This window comes from Stenotrophomonas sp. 14P6.2.3 (assembly GCF_057799055.1).
This window is the reverse complement of sequence record NZ_JBYOLA010000034.1, coordinates 1-15,717: the sequence shown is the minus strand read 5'-3', so window position 1 is coordinate 15,717 and position 15,717 is coordinate 1. Positions and strand designations below refer to the sequence as shown.

Sequence of the window (15,717 nt, the reverse complement as noted above, 5' to 3'; positions counted from 1 at the left end):
GCCGGTGACGGAAATCACATTCCGGCCCCTATTCAGGTATTGATCAGAGCGCGGCGGCGACCCGGCTGCCCTGATCGATGGCACGTTTTGCATCGAGTTCGGCGGCCACATCGGCACCGCCGATCAGCTGTGCGACGATGCCGGCTGCCTGCAGTTCGGCCTGCAGCGCGCGCTGCGGTTCCTGACCGGCACAGATCACCACGTGGTCGACCGGCAGCAGCTGTTCGCTGCCATCGACGCGGATGCGCAGGCCCGCATCGTCCACGCCCAGGTACTCGACACCGCCCAGCATGCGCACGCCCTTGGCCTTCAGCGTGGCGCGGTGGATCCAGCCGGTGGTCTTGCCCAGGCGCGCACCGGGCTTGCCGGCGCTGCGCTGCAGCAGCCACAGCCTGCGCGGCGAGGCTTCCACGGCCGGCCGGGCCAGTGCGCCGCGGGCCTCGAAGGTGGCATCCACGCCCCATTCGGCCATCCAGCGCTGCGGGTCCAACGATGGAGAAGGGCCGTCATGGGCAAGGAACTCGCCGACATCGAAGCCGATGCCGCCGGCGCCGATGATGGCGGCGCTGGCACCGACCTCGACCCGGCCCAGCAGCACATCCAGGTAGTTCACCACCTTGGCGTGGTCGGCACCGGGGAAATCGACCTTGCGCGGCACAATGCCGGTGGCCAGCACGACCTCATCAAAACCGGCCAGGCTGGCGGCGTCGGCACGGGTGCCCAGGCGCAGCTGCACGCCGGTCTCGGCCAGTTTGTGGCGGAAGTAGCGCAGGGTCTCGTGGAACTCTTCCTTGCCGGGAATGCGCTTGGCGACGTTGAACTGGCCACCGATCTCCTCGCTGGCGTCGAACAGGGTGACCTGGTGGCCGCGTTCGGCAGCGACCGTGGCGCAGGCCAGGCCGGCCGGCCCTGCGCCGACCACGGCCACCCGCTTCGGTGCGGTGGTCGGGGTATAGACCAGTTCGGTCTCGTGGGCAGCGCGCGGGTTGACCAGGCAACTGGCCAGCTTGTTCTCGAACACGTGGTCCAGGCAGGCCTGGTTGCAGGCGATGCAGGTGTTGATGGCCTCGGCACGGCCGGCGCGGGCCTTGTTCGGCCACTGCGGATCGGCCAGCAGCGGGCGTGCCAGCGACACCATGTCGGCCCCGCCATCGGCGAGGATGCGCTCGGCGACATCGGGCATGTTGATGCGGTTGGTCGCCACCAGCGGAACCTTCACGTGCGGCTTGAGCTTGGCGGTGACCGCGGCGAACGCGCCACGCGGTACCGACGTGGCAATGGTCGGAATGCGCGCTTCGTGCCAGCCGATACCTGAGTTGATGATCGTAGCGCCAGCCGCTTCGATGGCCTGGGCCTGCTGCACGATCTCTTCCCAGTTGCTGCCATCTTCGACCAGGTCGACCAGCGACAGGCGGTAGATGATGATGAAATCCGGACCGCAGGCTTCGCGGATGCGACGCACGATCTCCACCGCGAAGCGCATGCGCTGTGCGGCATCACCACCCCAGCGGTCGTTGCGCTTGTTGGTGCGCGGGGCGATGAACTCGTTGATGAGGTAGCCCTCCGAGCCCATCACTTCCACGCCGTCGTAGCCGGCCTCGCGGGCCAGCTTCGCGCTGCGTGCGTAGTCGGCGATGTGCCGCTCGACGCCGCTGGCCGACAAGGCGCGCGGGGTGAACGGATTGATCGGCGCCTTCAGCTTCGACGGCGCCACCGACAGCGGGTGATAGGCATAGCGCCCGGCATGCAGCAGCTGCAGGCAGATCTTCGCGCCGTGCTGGTGCGCGGCGGCGGTCAGCTGCCGATGCGGGCGCACTTCCCAGGGCCAGGACAGCTTGCCGCCGAACGGCTTGAGCCAGCCCACCACGTTCGGTGCGAAGCCGCCGGTGACGATCAGGCCGACGCCGCCTTCGGCGCGCTCTGCGAAATAAGCGGCCAAGCGCGGGAAGTCGCGTGCGCGGTCTTCCAGGCCGGTGTGCATCGAGCCCATCAGCACCCGGTTGCGCAGCTGGGTGAAGCCCAGGTCCAGCGGGGCGAACAGGTGGGGGTAGGCGCTTTCGTTGGCTGGCGACATGTCGATACGCTTGCGTACGGAAGCGCGAAGGGTGCCGCGAAACTGCGCCGGGGGCAAGGGCTGGCAGATGGGGAGCGCCGGTCCATGCCCGGCGACGCGACTACCCGTGGCCGCGCTGCGCGCTCGCCGGGCGTGGCCCGGCGCTACCGACCGCCGGCCGGCCGATCCCGAACCAGCCGAGGGTGATCCCGCACAGCGGCCCGATCAGCAACGCGAAAGCGAGCGTGCCGACGCCGACGTTGCCACCCAGCCACCAGCCCAGCAGCAGCACGCTGCCTTCAATCAGGCTCCGCACCTTCCAGATCGGCCAGCCGGTACGCGCGTGCAGGCCGGTCATCAGGCCATCGCGCGGCCCAGGGCCCAGCTTCGCGCCGATGTACAGGCCGGTGGCCAGCGCCACCAGCAGCATGCCGGCGCAGAACATCGCCACCTGCCAGCCCAGGCCGACGGCCGGGGGCAGCAGCCACAGCCCGAACTGGGCCGAGGGGCCGATCAGCATCACGTTGAGCACGGTGCCGACGCCTGGCTTCTGTCGCAGCGGCCACCACAGCAGCAGTACCAGCGCGCCGATGACATTGGTGGCCAGGCCGAACGACAACGGTGTCTGTGCAGCGATGCCCTGCGACAGCACATCCCACGGCGCGACACCGATCGCGGCGCGGATCATCAGCGAGGCGCCGAAGCCATAGAGGAACAGGCCGATGATCAGTTGCAGCAGGCGCAGGGGCAGGGCGGTGGGCATGGCGGGCTCGGGGGAGGGGGATCTGTTTCCACCCTATCCCCGAAATGGGCCATTCAATAGATACAGATGCCGGCCAATCCACTGCCACAGGTCGTAACCAACGAAACACCGAGCAGCGCCCGGTGCGCGCGGCGGTCAATCAGTCGTCCCAGCCGGCCAGCGCCAGCTTGCCGATCGTGCGGCCGCCGGCCAGGCGCTGGTGGGCGGTTTCCAGGTTGGTCGCATTGATCGGCCCCAGCACTTCGCTCAGCGTGCCGCGCAACTGCCCCGCATCGATCATGCTGGCGGCGCGGTTGAGGATGCGGTGCTGCTCGATGCGGTCGGCGGTGGCAAAGCGCGCGCGGGCGAACATGAATTCCCAATGGATGCCGATGCACTTGGCCTTGTAGGGATCGCCGATGCGCAGCGGGCCGCGCGGTTCGACGATCAGGCCGACATGTCCCTGCGGCGCCAGCAGATGGCCCAGTTCGTCCCAGTAGTGGTCGGTATCGGCCAGATTGAGTGCCACCTGCACGTCGTCGATGCCAAGCGCCTGCAGCTGCGGCAGCAGCGGCTGGCGATGATCGATCACATGCTGGGCGCCCATCCGCCGGCACCAGTCGATCGAGGCTTCACGCGAGGCAGTGGCAATGACCTCGAAGCCGGCGTGGTGGGCCAGCTGGATCGCCATCGAGCCGACGCCGCCGGCACCACCGATCACCAGCAGGCGCTGGCCGGCGTGGCGGCGGTCATCAAGCAGCAGGGGCATGCGCTGGAACAGCAGTTCCCACGCAGTCAGGGTGGTCAGCGGCAGCGCGGCCGCTTCGGCGAAGTCGAGGGTGGTCGGTTTGCGCGCCACCAGCCGCTCATCCACCAGCTGATACTGCGCATTGCAGCCAGGGCGGGTGACATCACCGGCGTAGTAGACCTCGTCACCGGAGGCGAACAGGCTGGCCTCCTCGCCCATGGCTTCGACCACGCCTGCCGCGTCCCAGCCGAGAATGCGCGGAGTATCCAGCGATGCGGCCGACGTGCCTGCACGCAGCTTCCCATCCACGGGATTGACGGAAAGTGCTTCGACACGGATCAGCAGGTCACGGCCCCGCGGCGGCTGCGGTGGTGGCAGCACCAGATCGCGCAGGGCAGGGGCGGATTCACGGCACAGGGCGACGGCTTTCATTGCAGCTCCAGCTCGGTTCCTGTCTGCATCATAAGGTTCCTCACCTCGATGGGCGCGCGCTGAACCGCTTTGCGATAAACCAGAGGCAAAACTGTCGCATCTGGCTCTTAAACCCATCCAAACCCTTGTGGTGTCTGGGTCTTGCGGATTTTCATCATCCTGTATAGGGTTTCAACGTCGGACCGGTGGCCGGTCGTGCGCAGCGCTTCACATGTTACGGGACTGTTAACATGACCTTCACCCGCCTGAGCATAATGTTCGCGGCGGTGGCGTGCTGAATCGGCTGTCTGAACATCGACGCAGTAGTGCTGGCCCATGCCTCTACCGGTTTCATACCCCCGAAATAGGAGCTGTACTCAATGAACAAGAAGATCCTTACTGCCGCGCTGCTGGGCGGTCTGGCTTTCGCCCAGGCTGCGTCGGCGCAGGAGTTCGATGACCGCTGGTACCTGACCGGTTCGGCCGGCTTCAACTTCCAGGATAACGACCGTCTGACCAACGACGCTCCGTTCGTGACCCTGGGTCTGGGCAAGTTCATCAGCCCGAACTGGTCGCTGGATGGTGAGCTGAACTACCAGAACCCGAACTTCGACGCCAACCAGGATCAGAACTGGTCGCAGTACGGCGTGTCGTTCGATCTGCGTCGCCACTTCATCAAGGAAGGCCGCGGCTGGAACCCCTACATCGTGGGCGGCCTGGGCTACCAGAAGTCTGAAGAAGAGTACGCAGCTGGCCCGAACGGCCCGGCTGACCGCAAGGACGGCAACCTGGCTGCCAAGCTCGGCGTCGGCCTGCAGACCACCTTCGACAAGCGCGTTGCTGTCCGCGCCGAAGTGGCCTACCGCGCTGACTTCGACGACCAGAGCATCGCCGCGCGCGACGAAAGCTGGTTCGGCGACGTGCTGGCTTCGGTCGGCGTCGTGATCCCGCTGGGCCCGGCCCCGGTGGCTGCTGTTCCGGCACCGGCTCCGGTTGCCCCGAGCTGCGCCGACCTGGATGACGACGGTGACGGCGTCAACAACTGCGACGACAAGTGCCCGAACTCGCAGCCGGGTCAGACCATCGGTCCGGACGGTTGCCCGGTGCCGGTCTCGATCGACCTGAAGGGCGTGAACTTCGACTTCGACAAGTCGAACCTGCGTCCGGACGCTGTGGCCATCCTGAGCGAAGCCACCGAGATCCTGAAGCGTTACCCGGATCTGCGCGTTGAAGTCGCCGGTCACACCGACTCGAAGGGTACCGACGCTTACAACCAGAAGCTGTCGGAGCGCCGCGCCACCGCGGTGTACAACTACCTGACCAAGAACGGCGTCGACGCTGGCCGTCTGGCCGGTCCGATCGGCTACGGCGAGAGCCGTCCGATTGCGCCGAACACCAACCCGGATGGTTCGGACAATCCGGAAGGTCGCGCCAAGAACCGTCGTACCGAGCTGAACGTCCAGAACTAAGTTCTGACGCTCTGCCAGTAAGACACAGCAGGACCCGGCTTCGGCCGGGTCTTGTTGTTTGTGCGGTCCGCAATGATGAATCAGCGCTCTAGTGGCGACCGTTCGTCGGCAATTTGCTTATGAAACCAATGAGTTGCCGTATTCATTGAAAGTGGCGCTTGAAAGATGACGTGGCATTGCTAAACTCGCCGCGTCACTTCCTTCCGTGGATGCCCTCATGCTGCGCTCTGCATCGGCTGCCGTTCTGGCGCTGGCCCTGGTTCCTGCTGCTCACGCTGCGGTCGATTGCTCGGTCAACACCAGCGCTTCGCCGCTGCCGTTGCCGGCCACGGCCGTCGCGCCGGTGGCCGACGAGCTGTATATCCGCAGCAGCCAGCTGGGCATGGCCAGCGGCGTGCTGGGCAGCAGCTACGATCCGTCGCAGTCGCTGGACCAGGTACTGCAGCGGTTGCGCATCGATGGCTGCCAGAACATCGCCAAGGCGATTCCGAGCGCGCCGGCGGTGAAGCCGAATGATCCGGCCGCGTACAAGCCGCAGACCGAGTTCGACAACACGCCGTGGCGCTTCGACATGAGCCAGAACGGCAAGCGCATGACCGCCGAAGAGTTCGACGCCTGGATGAAGGCGCGCGGCGTACGCGTGGTCAAGGCGCGTCCGGTTCCGGCCGCCACCCCGGCCGCAGCCGAAGTACCGGCTGAGACCAAGCCGGTCGACAAGAAGTAAGCGCGGCGGGGAGCAGAGGCTTGCGCACGCGCCGCCCACCTGCTGCCCCCGCTGCCCGCTCCCACGCTGCGCGTGGGCGTGCGAATCCTCCTGCGGTTTCCGCTGGCGTGCGCCATGGCCTGGCGCGCGTGCTGTCCAAGGCCGGCGTGTGCTCGCGCAGCGAGGCCGCGCGCTGGATCGCCGATGGCCGTGTTCGTGTCGCCGGGCGCATCGTCCGTGATCCGGAATTTCCGATTGCCAGCCCGGCGCCGCCGATCGAGGTCGACGGCCAGCCGATGGGCGCACCACAGCGGCTGTACCTGATGCTCAACAAGCCGCGCGGGGTGGTCACCACCGTGCAGGACGAGCGTGGCCGCGACACCGTGTACCGCTGCTTCGATGGCGCCGGCCTGCCGTGGATCGCGCCGGTCGGTCGCCTGGACAAGGCCAGTGAAGGCCTGTTGCTGTTCAGCAACGATCCGCAGTGGGCCGCGCGCGTGACCGATCCGGAGACCGGCCCGCAGAAGACCTACCACGTGCAGGTGGATCGCCTGCCCGATGACGACACCTTGGCGGCGCTGCGCGCCGGTGTCGAAGACGAGGGTGAATTCCTCCTCGCCCTGGCCGTACGCGTGCTGCGCAGCGGCGACAAGACCGCCTGGTTGGAGGTGGTCCTCGACGAGGGCCGCAACCGCCATATCCGTCGCCTGCTGGCGGCCTTCGACCTGCAGGTGCTGCGCCTGGTCCGCGTTGCGATCGGAGAGCTCACGCTCGGCGATCTCGGCAAGGGCCAGTGGCGGGCGCTGGAGGTCAGCGACCAGCAGCGGCTGGGGGCCGCTGCACCGGGCTGAGTGATGCCCACGGCCGGCAGTTGCCGGCCACCGTTCCAGGCGTAGGGGGCGCCTGGTTGTCGAATGTCCAGAACGGAGCCTGCCCATGTATCACCCGACCCTCAAGCAAACCCTGCGCTGCGCCAGCCTGTTGTTGCCGATCGTGCTGTTGACCGCGTGTGGCGGCCACAAGAAAACGGCCAAGGCCGATCGCCCGGCCGAGACCCCGGTGGTTGAAGTGAAGACCCCGGAACTGGATGGCCGCGGCAGCTATCGCTTCATGATGAGCAACGGCGACCAGAAGATGACCGCCGACCAGTTCGATGCCTGGATGAAAGCCAATGGCATCCGCGTTGCCAAGGGCAATGGGCAGGATGCTGCCGCCAAGCCGGTGGTGGTCGCCAGCAAGGACGAGCCCAAGGACAAGAAGAAAAAGAAATGACGCGCGTCGCGCGTCATTTCGGTAGCGCCGGGCCGTGCCCGGCGAGCGCATGGCGCGGCTATCGGGAAACCGCCGGGCATGGCCCGGCGCTACCCGTGGGGATCCGACCCCGCCGGTGATCAGCCCTTGATCACGCCCAGCTCGACGCCGATGCGGGTGAACGCATCGATCGCACGGTCCAGATGCTCACGGCTGTGCGCGGCGCTGATCTGGGTACGGATGCGCGCCTGGCCCTTGGGTACCACCGGGAAGAAGAAGCCGATCGCATAGATGCCTTCTTCCAGCAGGCGCTCGGCGAACTTCTGCGCCAGCGGTGCGTCGTACAGCATCACCGGGCTGATCGGGTGCACGCCGGGCTTCACGTCGAAGCCGGCAGCGGTCATCTTCTCGCGGAAGTAGGTGGTGTTCTCGGCCAGGGTGCTGCGCAGGTCATCGGCTGCGGCCAGCATCTCGAACGCCTTGATGCCGGCGGCAACCACGTGCGGCGGCAGCGAGTTGGAGAACAGGTACGGGCGCGAACGCTGGCGCAGCAGCTCGATCACTTCGGCGCTGGCGCAGGTGAAGCCACCCAGTGCGCCGCCCATGGCCTTGCCCAGGGTGCCGGTGATGATGTCGATCTTCTTCAGCACGCCCTTGACCTCGGCCGAGCCGCGGCCCGTCGCGCCGAGGAAGCCGGTGGCATGGCATTCGTCGATGTGCACCAGTGCGTTGTACTTCTTCGCCAGTGCGGTGATTTCGTCCAGCGGCGCGATGAAGCCGTCCATCGAGAACACGCCGTCGGTGGTGATCAGCTTGGTCTTGCAGCCGGCAGCATCGGCGGCCTGCAGCTGCGCCTCCAGGTCGGCCATGTCGCAGTTGGCGTAGCGGAAGCGCTTGGCCTTGCACAGGCGCACACCGTCGATGATCGAAGCATGGTTCAACGCATCGGAGATGATCGCGTCGTTCTCGCCCAGCAGCGGCTCGAACAGGCCGCCGTTGGCGTCGAAGCAGGCCGCGTACAGGATGGTGTCCTGCTTGCCGAAGAAGCCGGCGATCTGTGCTTCCAGCTGCTTGTGCAGGTCCTGGGTGCCGCAGATGAAGCGCACCGATGCCATGCCGAAACCATGGCTGTCCAGCGCGTCCTTCGCGGCCTGGATCAGGTCCGGATGGTCGGCCAGGCCAAGGTAGTTGTTGGCGCAGAAATTCAGCACCTTGCGGCCGTCTTCGAGGGTGATTTCGGCGGACTGCGGGCTGGTGATGATCCGCTCGGACTTGAACAGGCCCTGGGCGCGGATGGCGTCCAGTTCCTCAGCATAGTGGCGGGTCAGGGCGGAGGAGTCGGTCATGGCGTGGGCACGGCTCAGCACGGGAAACCACTGATTCTACCGGGCATCGACGGCTGCGGACGGGCCGGTCGGGGCACCGCCATGGCCGGCACATGTTGCATCGCAATAGCAAACGGGTTAAAAATTCGTGAACCGGGCCTGTCTGGCTCCGGTCGCTGCGCCCGCTGCAGATCCCGCCTTCCACGCCACCGCCCCCCACCGGAGACGCCCATGAAGCACGCCCGTGCCTGCCTCGCCATTGCCGCCGCCCTGACCCTCGCGCCGTTCGCCGCCAGTGCCCAGGACAACGAATCTCCGTACAGCTGGAACGTCACCGCCGTCTCGGACTACCTGTTCCGTGGTGTGTCGCAGACCGATGAGGATCCGACCCTGCAGGCCGGCTTCACCTACACCAGCCCGGTCGGCCTGTATGCCGGCGTCTGGGGCTCGGGCGTCGACTTCGGCGCAGGCGATCCGAAGACCGAGGTCGACTACCTGATCGGCTACGGCGTGGACGTGACCGAGCGCGTCAACTTCGACGTGCTGTTGAACCGTTACACCTACCTCAAGTCCAGCCACCAGAACTACAACGAGCTGATCACCACCACCACGCTGGACGACACCTACAAGCTGACGGTGGCCTACAGCAACGACGTGTGGAACAGCAGTACCGATGGCTGGTACTTCGGCCTGGGTGGCAGCTGGGGCCTGCCGAAGGAGTTCACGCTCAACGCCAACGTCGGCCGCAGCACCTTCGAGGACGGGATCGCCAAGGACTACACCGACTGGAATGTCGGCGTCGCCCGCCAGTTCGGCCTGTTCAACGTCGGCCTGGGCTACTACGGCACCGACGGCAATGGCCGCGACAACTCCGGCAAGCTGGCGCACAGCCGTGTGATGCTGAGCGTGGCCGTCGGAAAGTAACGCCGCAGGCGTTACCGGTAGTGCCGGCCGCTGGCCGGCAACACCAAAGAAAAAGGCGCCCAACGGGCGCCTTTTTCAGCTCCGGCGACGCCGGGCATGGCCCGGCGCTACCGTGGGCCGGATCAATTCCAGCTCAAAACAACCTTACCTGCCTTGCCTTCTTCCATCAGGTCGAAGCCCTTCTGGAAATCGTCGATCGGCAGCTGGTGGGTCATCACCTTGCCGAGCGGGAAGCCGGACAGCACCAGCTGGGTCATCTTGTACCAGGTCTCGTACATCTTGCGGCCGTAGATGCCCTGCACGGTCAGGCCCTTGAAGATGATCTTGTCCCAGTCGCAGCCGGCGCCCTTGGGCATGATGCCGAGCATGGCGATCTTGCCGCCGTGGTACATGCAGTCGAGCATGTCGTTGAACGCGCGCGGATTGCCGCTCATTTCCAGGCCCACGTCGAAGCCCTCCATGTGCAGTTCCTTCATCACGTCCTTCAGCGACGTGTTGGCAACGTTGACCACTCGCGTGGCGCCCATGTCGGCGGCCAGCTTGAGGCGGAAGTCGTTGACGTCGGTCACCACCACGTTGCGCGCACCGATGTGCTTGCAGATGCCCGCTGCGATGATGCCGATCGGGCCGGCGCCGGTGATCAGCACGTCTTCGCCGATGACGTTGAATTCCAGCGCGCAGTGCGCGGCATTGCCGTACGGGTCGAAGAAGGCGGCCAGTTCGGACGGGATCTGGTCGGGGATCGGCCACAGGTTGCTGGCCGGCATCACCATGTATTCGGCGAACGCGCCGTTGACGTTGACGCCGATGCCGACGGTGTTCGGGCACAGGTGCGGACGACCGCCGCGGCAGTTGCGGCAGTGGCCGCAGACGATGTGGCCTTCGGCCGACACGCGCTGGCCGATCTCGTAGCCGGTCACGCCCGGGCCGATCTCGGCGATGCGGCCGACGAACTCATGGCCGATGGTCAGGCCCGGCTTGATCGTGCGCTGGCTCCATTCGTCCCACAGGTAGATGTGCAGGTCGGTGCCGCAGATCGCGGTCTTTTCCAGCTTGATCAGGACCTGGTTGGGGCCCGGGGTCGGCACCGGAACCTCTTCCATCCAGATGCCCTTGGCCGCTTCGCGCTTGACCAGGGCCTTCATCGTTTGCTGCGCCATCGGGGTGGAACTCATCAGGGGGAAAGCGCGGATTATAGGGCGCCACGCGGATTTCCCATGTTGCGCTGCGGGTGCATTGGTGGAACGAAAGATGCACGCAGGCGGGCGTTTCGAACGTTGCCGCTGCGCTCGCCGGGCATGGCCCGGCGCTACCCCGCATGGCGGCTGCCCCGGTAGCGCCGGGCCATGCCCGGCGGATGCGTGGGTGCCAACCGCGGTTGGCTGCTACCGGGGCATCGGTGCGCCCGGCCCATGACTTCCGGGGTTCGGGGCGGGGCAGGGTGGCGGGCTACAATCGAAGGTTCCACTACCAGGGGCCGCTCCATGCGCTCGAACCTGCTTGCATTCTCCGTCGTCGCCAGCCTTGGGCTGGTCCAGGTCGCCCATGCCGCTGAAGGCATGTGGGTGCCGCAGCAGCTGCCGGAAATCGCCGGCCCGCTGCAGAAGGCCGGCCTCAAGCTGTCCCCGGAACAGCTGGCCAACCTGACCGGCGACCCGATGGGCGCCGTGGTCGCGCTGGGCGGCTGCACCGCCAGCTTCGTCTCGCCGCAGGGCCTGGTGGTCACCAACCACCACTGCGCCTACGGCGCCATCCAGCTGAACTCGACCGCGCAGAAGAACCTGATCAAGGACGGCTTCAACGCGCCCAAGCACAGTGATGAACTGAGCGCCGGCCCGAACGCCCGCGTGTTCGTGCTCGACCAGATCACCGACGTCACCGCCCAGGCCAAGGCCGCCATCGCCGGCGCCGGCAAGGACCCGCTGGCCCGCAGCCGTGCGCTGGATGCCTTCGACAAGGCCCAGGTCGCCGCCTGTGAAGCCGATGCCGGTTTCCGCTGCCGCCTGTACAGCTTCTCCGGCGGCAACACCTACCGCCTGTTCCGCAACCTGGAAATCAAGGACGTGCGCCTGGTCTATGCACCTCCGGGCAGCGTCGGCAAGTTCGGCGGCGACGTCGACAACTGGATGTGGCCGCGCCACACCGGTGATTTCTCGTTCTACCGTGCCTACGTCGGCAAGGACGGCAAGCCGGCGGCGTTCTCGGCCGACAACGTGCCGTACCAGCCCAAGCACTTCCTGAAGTTCGCCGATACGCCGCTGGGTGCCGACGACTTCGTGATGGTGGCCGGCTACCCGGGCCGCACCAACCGTTACGCGCTGGCCGGTGAGTTCAACGAGACCGCCAGCTTCACCTACCCGACCATCGCCCGCCACTACAACGCGGTGCTGAAGATGATCGCCGACGCCGGCAAGGCCGACGCCGACGTCAAGGTGAAGTACGCCGCCACCGCCGCCAGCATGAACAACGTGGCCAAGAACTACCTGGGCCAGCTGGAAGGCTTCAAGCGCATCGACGCCGCCGGCCAGAAGCAGGCCGAAGAAGCCGCCGTGCTGGCCTGGCTGAAGAAGCAGGGCGCTGCCGGCAAGCCGGCGCTGGCCGCACACGCGCAGCTGCTGCAGCACCTGGACACCAGCAAGTCGACGCGCGAGCGCGACCTGTTCGTTGGCCAGTTCAACAACACCTCGGCCGTTGGCGCGGCCATCACCCTGTACCGCCTGTCGATCGAGCGCAGCAAGCCGGACGCCGAGCGCGAAGCCGGCTACCAGGAACGTGACCTGACCACCATCGAAGGTGGGCTGAAGCAGATGGATCGCCGCTACGTGGCGAAGATGGACCAGCAGCTGCAGGCCTACTGGCTCGACCAGTACGTTGCCCTGCCGGCCGCGCAGCGCGACAACGAAGTGTTGAACAAGTGGCTGGCCGGCAGCGATGCCACTGCCGTGAAGTCTCTGGTGACCAAGCTGGGCGGCACCGAGCTGGGCAGCCTGGACAATCGCCTGAAGTGGTTCAAGGCCGACCGCGCTGCGTTCGAAGCCAGCAATGATCCGGCCATCCAGTACGCGGTGGCGGTCATGCCGGCGCTGCTGAAGCAGGAAGAGCAGAAGAAGATCCGCGAAGGCGAATCGCTGACCGCGCGTCCGCTGTACCTGCAGGCCGTGGCCGACTACAAGAAGAGCCAGGGCGAGTTCGTCTATCCCGATGCCAACCTGTCGCTGCGCATCACCTTCGGCAACGTCATGGGCTATGGCAAGGACGGCGTGAAGTACACCCCGTTCACCACCCTGGAAGGTGTTGCGGCGAAGGAAACCGGTGAAGATCCGTTCGACTCGCCGAAGGCGCTGCTGGATGCGGTCAAGGCCAAGCGCTATGGCGGCCTGGAAGACAAGCGCATTGGTTCGGTGCCGGTGAACTTCCTGTCCAACCTGGACATCACCGGTGGCAACTCCGGCTCGCCGGTGCTCGATGCCAACGGCAAGCTGGTTGGCCTGGCCTTCGACGGCAACTGGGAATCGGTCAGCTCCAACTGGGTGTTCGACCCGGTGATGACCCGCATGATCGCCGTCGACAGCCGCTACATGCAGTGGATCATGCAGGAAGTGGCGCCGGCGCCGCAGCTGCTGAAGGAACTGAACCTGGCGAAATAAGCCGGTTGCGGTAGTGCCGGCCGCTGGCCGGCAACGCCTGCAGACACTGCCGGGCGGTGCATCCACGCATGGCGTGGATCTACTGCAATCCTGAAACCCCGCGACGTCTGTCGCGGGGTTTTTTGTCAGCAGCCCTAAGCGGTTTCCCAGGGAACCGGGCGCCCCATTCCCGACACATCGCTGCCCGCTCCGAGCACCCCACAGTGATTCCAGTAGTCATCTTCCGAGCCCTCAAGGCCGTCGAGATGCAGGCGGACGGATGGGAGAGGCCAGCTGTGTTCCATTGCAGCCAGCGCGATCAGCTGTTCGCAAACGTCTTCGTCCGGTGCATCCAATCCGGACAACAAGCGCTCGAACGCTTCATAGAACTCTTCCTCGGGATCGTTCAGGGCGGCAATTTCGTCCATTTCAATCGAAATGTACTCATAGGGTGCATCTTCAATCAGCCGCTCAAGCATGCTCACGTAGGGAGCAAGATCACCAATGCCCGCGAATGCCTGGACGATGCCTGCGTGGCGCCGCCGCAAGGTATCGAGCACTTTCTGCTTGGGTGCCGAGGGTGCCCGGCCAATCACAACTTCGCCATCGACTTCGAATTCGGCGCGCTGGAAATCTGCAGGTGTAAAAAGTGCCGGCCACAGTAACGGTATGCAGTAGACGTCGTTCGCCAGCGTCTGGACGTCCGAATCGTACTCATCGGCGAAGCTGGGATAGATGCCGGGCAAGGGGCTGGAGCACAGATAGGATCGATTTGACATGGATCGGCCTGCAAAAGCCTCAAGCATGGACATCGGTTGCCGGCGATACCATCAGATTCCTTGCATATTGCGAAGTGTACGCGGCTGTCCGTTTCGAGGTTGTTGGGTGTGCTGTGATCCCGGCCGTCCGGCCCGGTCCGCCGAACAGGTATCATCCCTGTTCCGCGCACTTCACAGGATGTGAACGAAACGCGGAAACCTCCTCCCCCCAGGACCCCTTGCACGCATGCGCATCCTGCTTGCCCGTCACGGCGAAACGCCGTGGAACGCCGAAGGCCGCTACCAAGGCCAGATCGACATCCCGCTTTCGCCCATCGGTGAGGCCCAGGCGCAGGCGCTTGGCGCCCGCCTGGCGTCGGTGGACATCACCCGTGCGGTGGCCTCGCCGCTGTCGCGCGCCCAGCGCACCGCGCAGCTGGCCCTTGGCGCCGCACGCGCCGACATGCTGCTGACCGAGCCGGAACTGCAGGAGATCGCCCACGGTGAGTGGGAAGGTCTGCTGGCCAGCGAAATCAACGAAAAAGATCCGTCGCGCCTGCAGGCCTGGCGCAATGAGCCGGACACCGTGCTGATGCCGGGCGGCGAATCGCTGCGCCTGGTGCTGGAGCGCAGCTGGCGCGGCCTGGCCCGTGCCGCTGAAGGCCTTGGCGAACACGACACGCTGCTGGTGGTCGCCCACGACGCGGTCAACCGGGTGATTCTGTGCAAGGTGCTGGGCCTGCCGCTGTCGCGCCTGTGGACCTTCCGCCAGGCACCGACCACCCTCAACCTGCTTGAAGGCGCCGACCTGGACAGCCTGGAAGTGGTGCGCCTGAACGACTGCGCCCACCACACGCCGTTCTTCGGTGAAGCCAAGCACCGCGCACTCTGAATTTCCTGTCCTGAACCACCTGTACCTGTTGGAAGCCTTGCCGTGAAGAACACCCCGACCACTCTGGCCGATTGGCTGGATTACATTGAACGCCAGCACCCGGCCACCATCGACATGGGACTGGAGCGCGTGCGCACAGTGGCCACCGCGATGGGCCTGGGCACACCGGCCAGGCACACCATCGTGGTCGGTGGTACCAACGGCAAGGGCTCCACCGTTGCCTTCATCGAAGCCATCGCGCGCGCTGCGGGCTGGAAGGTCGGTGCGTACACCTCACCGCACCTGCTGCGCTACAACGAGCGCGTGCGCATCGATGGCCAGGATGCCGATGACGCCGCACTGGTCGCTGCGTTCAACACGGTCGAGGCCGCGCGCGGTGATGTGACGCTGACCTATTTCGAGTACGGAACGCTGGCCGCGCTGCAGTTGTTCGCCGATGCCGATCTCGATCTGGCCGTGCTGGAAGTCGGCCTTGGCGGCCGCCTGGATGCGGTCAACATCGTCGACGCAGACGTGTCGGTGATCACCACCGTGGACATCGATCATGCCGAATGGCTGGGCGAGGACCGCGAGGCCATCGGTGCCGAGAAGGCCGGCATCATCCGCGGCTGGAAGCCGGTGATCCTGGGCGAGACCGATCCGCCGTCGAGCGTACTGGCGCGCGCCTATCTGGTAGGTGCCAATGCGATCCGCGGTGGCAGCGACTACTTCTACGAACCGATCGATGCGCAGCGTTGGCGTTGGCGCGATGTGGGCACCCGCCTGGAGCTGCCGACCCCGGCGCTGGCCGGGCCGATCCAGCTGGCCAACGCCGG

General features: G+C 66.0%; 14 protein-coding genes. 8 read left to right on the top strand and 6 right to left on the bottom strand.

The annotated features are described in order from the left end of the window. Positions 1-43 precede the first annotated feature (43 nt). From AC27VL_RS18230 to AC27VL_RS18220, 3 genes are all read right to left on the bottom strand, one after another. Positions 44-2,074 (bottom strand): FAD-dependent oxidoreductase, encoded by a 2,031-nt coding sequence (locus tag AC27VL_RS18230; RefSeq protein ID WP_488767748.1) that lies wholly within the window; start codon positions 2,072-2,074, stop codon positions 44-46. Between the two features lie 100 nt (positions 2,075-2,174). Further along, the gene (yczE, locus tag AC27VL_RS18225; protein ID WP_089239033.1) at positions 2,175-2,816 is read right to left on the bottom strand and encodes a membrane protein YczE; all 642 of its coding nucleotides are present in this window, start codon (positions 2,814-2,816) and stop codon (positions 2,175-2,177) included. A gap of 139 nt (positions 2,817-2,955) precedes the next feature. Next, positions 2,956-3,975, bottom strand: coding sequence for a zinc-binding alcohol dehydrogenase family protein (locus AC27VL_RS18220; protein WP_488767745.1), 1,020 nt, complete (start codon positions 3,973-3,975; stop codon positions 2,956-2,958). A gap of 359 nt (positions 3,976-4,334) precedes the next feature. On the opposite strand from AC27VL_RS18220, the gene AC27VL_RS18215 reads away from it, so the two are divergent. The 4 genes from AC27VL_RS18215 (at position 4,335) to AC27VL_RS18200 (ending at position 7,398) form a co-directional block, all read left to right on the top strand. Next, on the top strand, positions 4,335-5,423 hold the full coding sequence (locus AC27VL_RS18215) for an OmpA family protein (protein WP_100551656.1): 1,089 nt from the start codon (positions 4,335-4,337) through the stop codon (positions 5,421-5,423). 217 nt (positions 5,424-5,640) lie between these two features. Beyond that, entirely contained in the window at positions 5,641-6,147 is a 507-nt protein-coding gene (locus tag AC27VL_RS18210) for a hypothetical protein (RefSeq protein WP_049467667.1), read from the top strand. 20 nt (positions 6,148-6,167) lie between these two features. Then, positions 6,168-6,977 carry a pseudouridine synthase gene (locus AC27VL_RS18205; RefSeq protein WP_488767743.1) on the top strand — a complete coding sequence of 270 codons (810 nt, stop codon included), beginning with the start codon at positions 6,168-6,170 and terminating at the stop codon, positions 6,975-6,977. 85 nt (positions 6,978-7,062) lie between these two features. Continuing rightward, on the top strand, positions 7,063-7,398 hold the full coding sequence (locus AC27VL_RS18200; protein ID WP_132825840.1) for a hypothetical protein: 336 nt from the start codon (positions 7,063-7,065) through the stop codon (positions 7,396-7,398). A gap of 119 nt (positions 7,399-7,517) precedes the next feature. Here AC27VL_RS18200 and kbl read toward each other — a convergent pair whose 3' ends face one another. Further along, positions 7,518-8,723, bottom strand: coding sequence for a glycine C-acetyltransferase (gene kbl, locus AC27VL_RS18195; protein WP_488767741.1), 1,206 nt, complete (start codon positions 8,721-8,723; stop codon positions 7,518-7,520). 210 nt (positions 8,724-8,933) lie between these two features. Here kbl and AC27VL_RS18190 point away from each other — a divergent pair, with 210 nt between their 5' ends. Further along, positions 8,934-9,626, top strand: a complete 693-nt coding sequence (locus AC27VL_RS18190; protein WP_089239045.1) for a TorF family putative porin — start codon at positions 8,934-8,936, stop codon at positions 9,624-9,626. A gap of 122 nt (positions 9,627-9,748) precedes the next feature. Here the strand turns inward: AC27VL_RS18190 and tdh are convergent, their stop codons facing one another. Beyond that, positions 9,749-10,771, bottom strand: coding sequence for an L-threonine 3-dehydrogenase (gene tdh, locus AC27VL_RS18185; protein WP_032952044.1), 1,023 nt, complete (start codon positions 10,769-10,771; stop codon positions 9,749-9,751). 339 nt (positions 10,772-11,110) lie between these two features. Between tdh and AC27VL_RS18180 the strand changes: the two genes are divergently transcribed. Then, a complete protein-coding gene (locus AC27VL_RS18180) occupies positions 11,111-13,273 on the top strand; it encodes a S46 family peptidase (protein ID WP_488767738.1) in 2,163 nt (720 codons plus the stop codon). A 134-nt stretch (positions 13,274-13,407) separates the two neighbouring features. On the opposite strand, the gene AC27VL_RS18175 is transcribed toward AC27VL_RS18180, so the two are convergent. Further along, positions 13,408-14,064 (bottom strand): hypothetical protein, encoded by a 657-nt coding sequence (locus AC27VL_RS18175; RefSeq protein WP_488767736.1) that lies wholly within the window; start codon positions 14,062-14,064, stop codon positions 13,408-13,410. 193 nt (positions 14,065-14,257) lie between these two features. Here AC27VL_RS18175 and AC27VL_RS18170 point away from each other — a divergent pair, with 193 nt between their 5' ends. Both AC27VL_RS18170 and AC27VL_RS18165 read left to right on the top strand, forming a co-directional pair. Then, a complete protein-coding gene (locus tag AC27VL_RS18170; RefSeq protein WP_025878100.1) occupies positions 14,258-14,902 on the top strand; it encodes a histidine phosphatase family protein in 645 nt (214 codons plus the stop codon). 42 nt (positions 14,903-14,944) lie between these two features. After that, a partial coding sequence (locus AC27VL_RS18165; RefSeq protein ID WP_488767734.1) for a bifunctional folylpolyglutamate synthase/dihydrofolate synthase occupies positions 14,945-15,717 on the top strand: 773 nt, incomplete at its 3' end.

Excerpts from the sequence above, each read along its gene's own strand:
- AC27VL_RS18230 (WP_488767748.1), bottom strand. The coding sequence starts at position 2,074 with ATGTCGCCAGCCAACGAAAGCGCCTACCCCCACCTGTTCGCCCCGCTG.
- yczE (WP_089239033.1), bottom strand. The coding sequence starts at position 2,816 with ATGCCCACCGCCCTGCCCCTGCGCCTGCTGCAACTGATCATCGGCCTG.
- AC27VL_RS18220 (WP_488767745.1), bottom strand. The coding sequence starts at position 3,975 with ATGAAAGCCGTCGCCCTGTGCCGTGAATCCGCCCCTGCCCTGCGCGAT.
- AC27VL_RS18215 (WP_100551656.1), top strand. The coding sequence starts at position 4,335 with ATGAACAAGAAGATCCTTACTGCCGCGCTGCTGGGCGGTCTGGCTTTC.
- AC27VL_RS18210 (WP_049467667.1), top strand. The coding sequence starts at position 5,641 with ATGCTGCGCTCTGCATCGGCTGCCGTTCTGGCGCTGGCCCTGGTTCCT.
- AC27VL_RS18200 (WP_132825840.1), top strand. The coding sequence starts at position 7,063 with ATGTATCACCCGACCCTCAAGCAAACCCTGCGCTGCGCCAGCCTGTTG.
- kbl (WP_488767741.1), bottom strand. The coding sequence starts at position 8,723 with ATGACCGACTCCTCCGCCCTGACCCGCCACTATGCTGAGGAACTGGAC.
- AC27VL_RS18190 (WP_089239045.1), top strand. The coding sequence starts at position 8,934 with ATGAAGCACGCCCGTGCCTGCCTCGCCATTGCCGCCGCCCTGACCCTC.
- tdh (WP_032952044.1), bottom strand. The coding sequence starts at position 10,771 with ATGAAGGCCCTGGTCAAGCGCGAAGCGGCCAAGGGCATCTGGATGGAA.
- AC27VL_RS18180 (WP_488767738.1), top strand. The coding sequence starts at position 11,111 with ATGCGCTCGAACCTGCTTGCATTCTCCGTCGTCGCCAGCCTTGGGCTG.
- AC27VL_RS18175 (WP_488767736.1), bottom strand. The coding sequence starts at position 14,064 with ATGTCCATGCTTGAGGCTTTTGCAGGCCGATCCATGTCAAATCGATCC.
- AC27VL_RS18170 (WP_025878100.1), top strand. The coding sequence starts at position 14,258 with ATGCGCATCCTGCTTGCCCGTCACGGCGAAACGCCGTGGAACGCCGAA.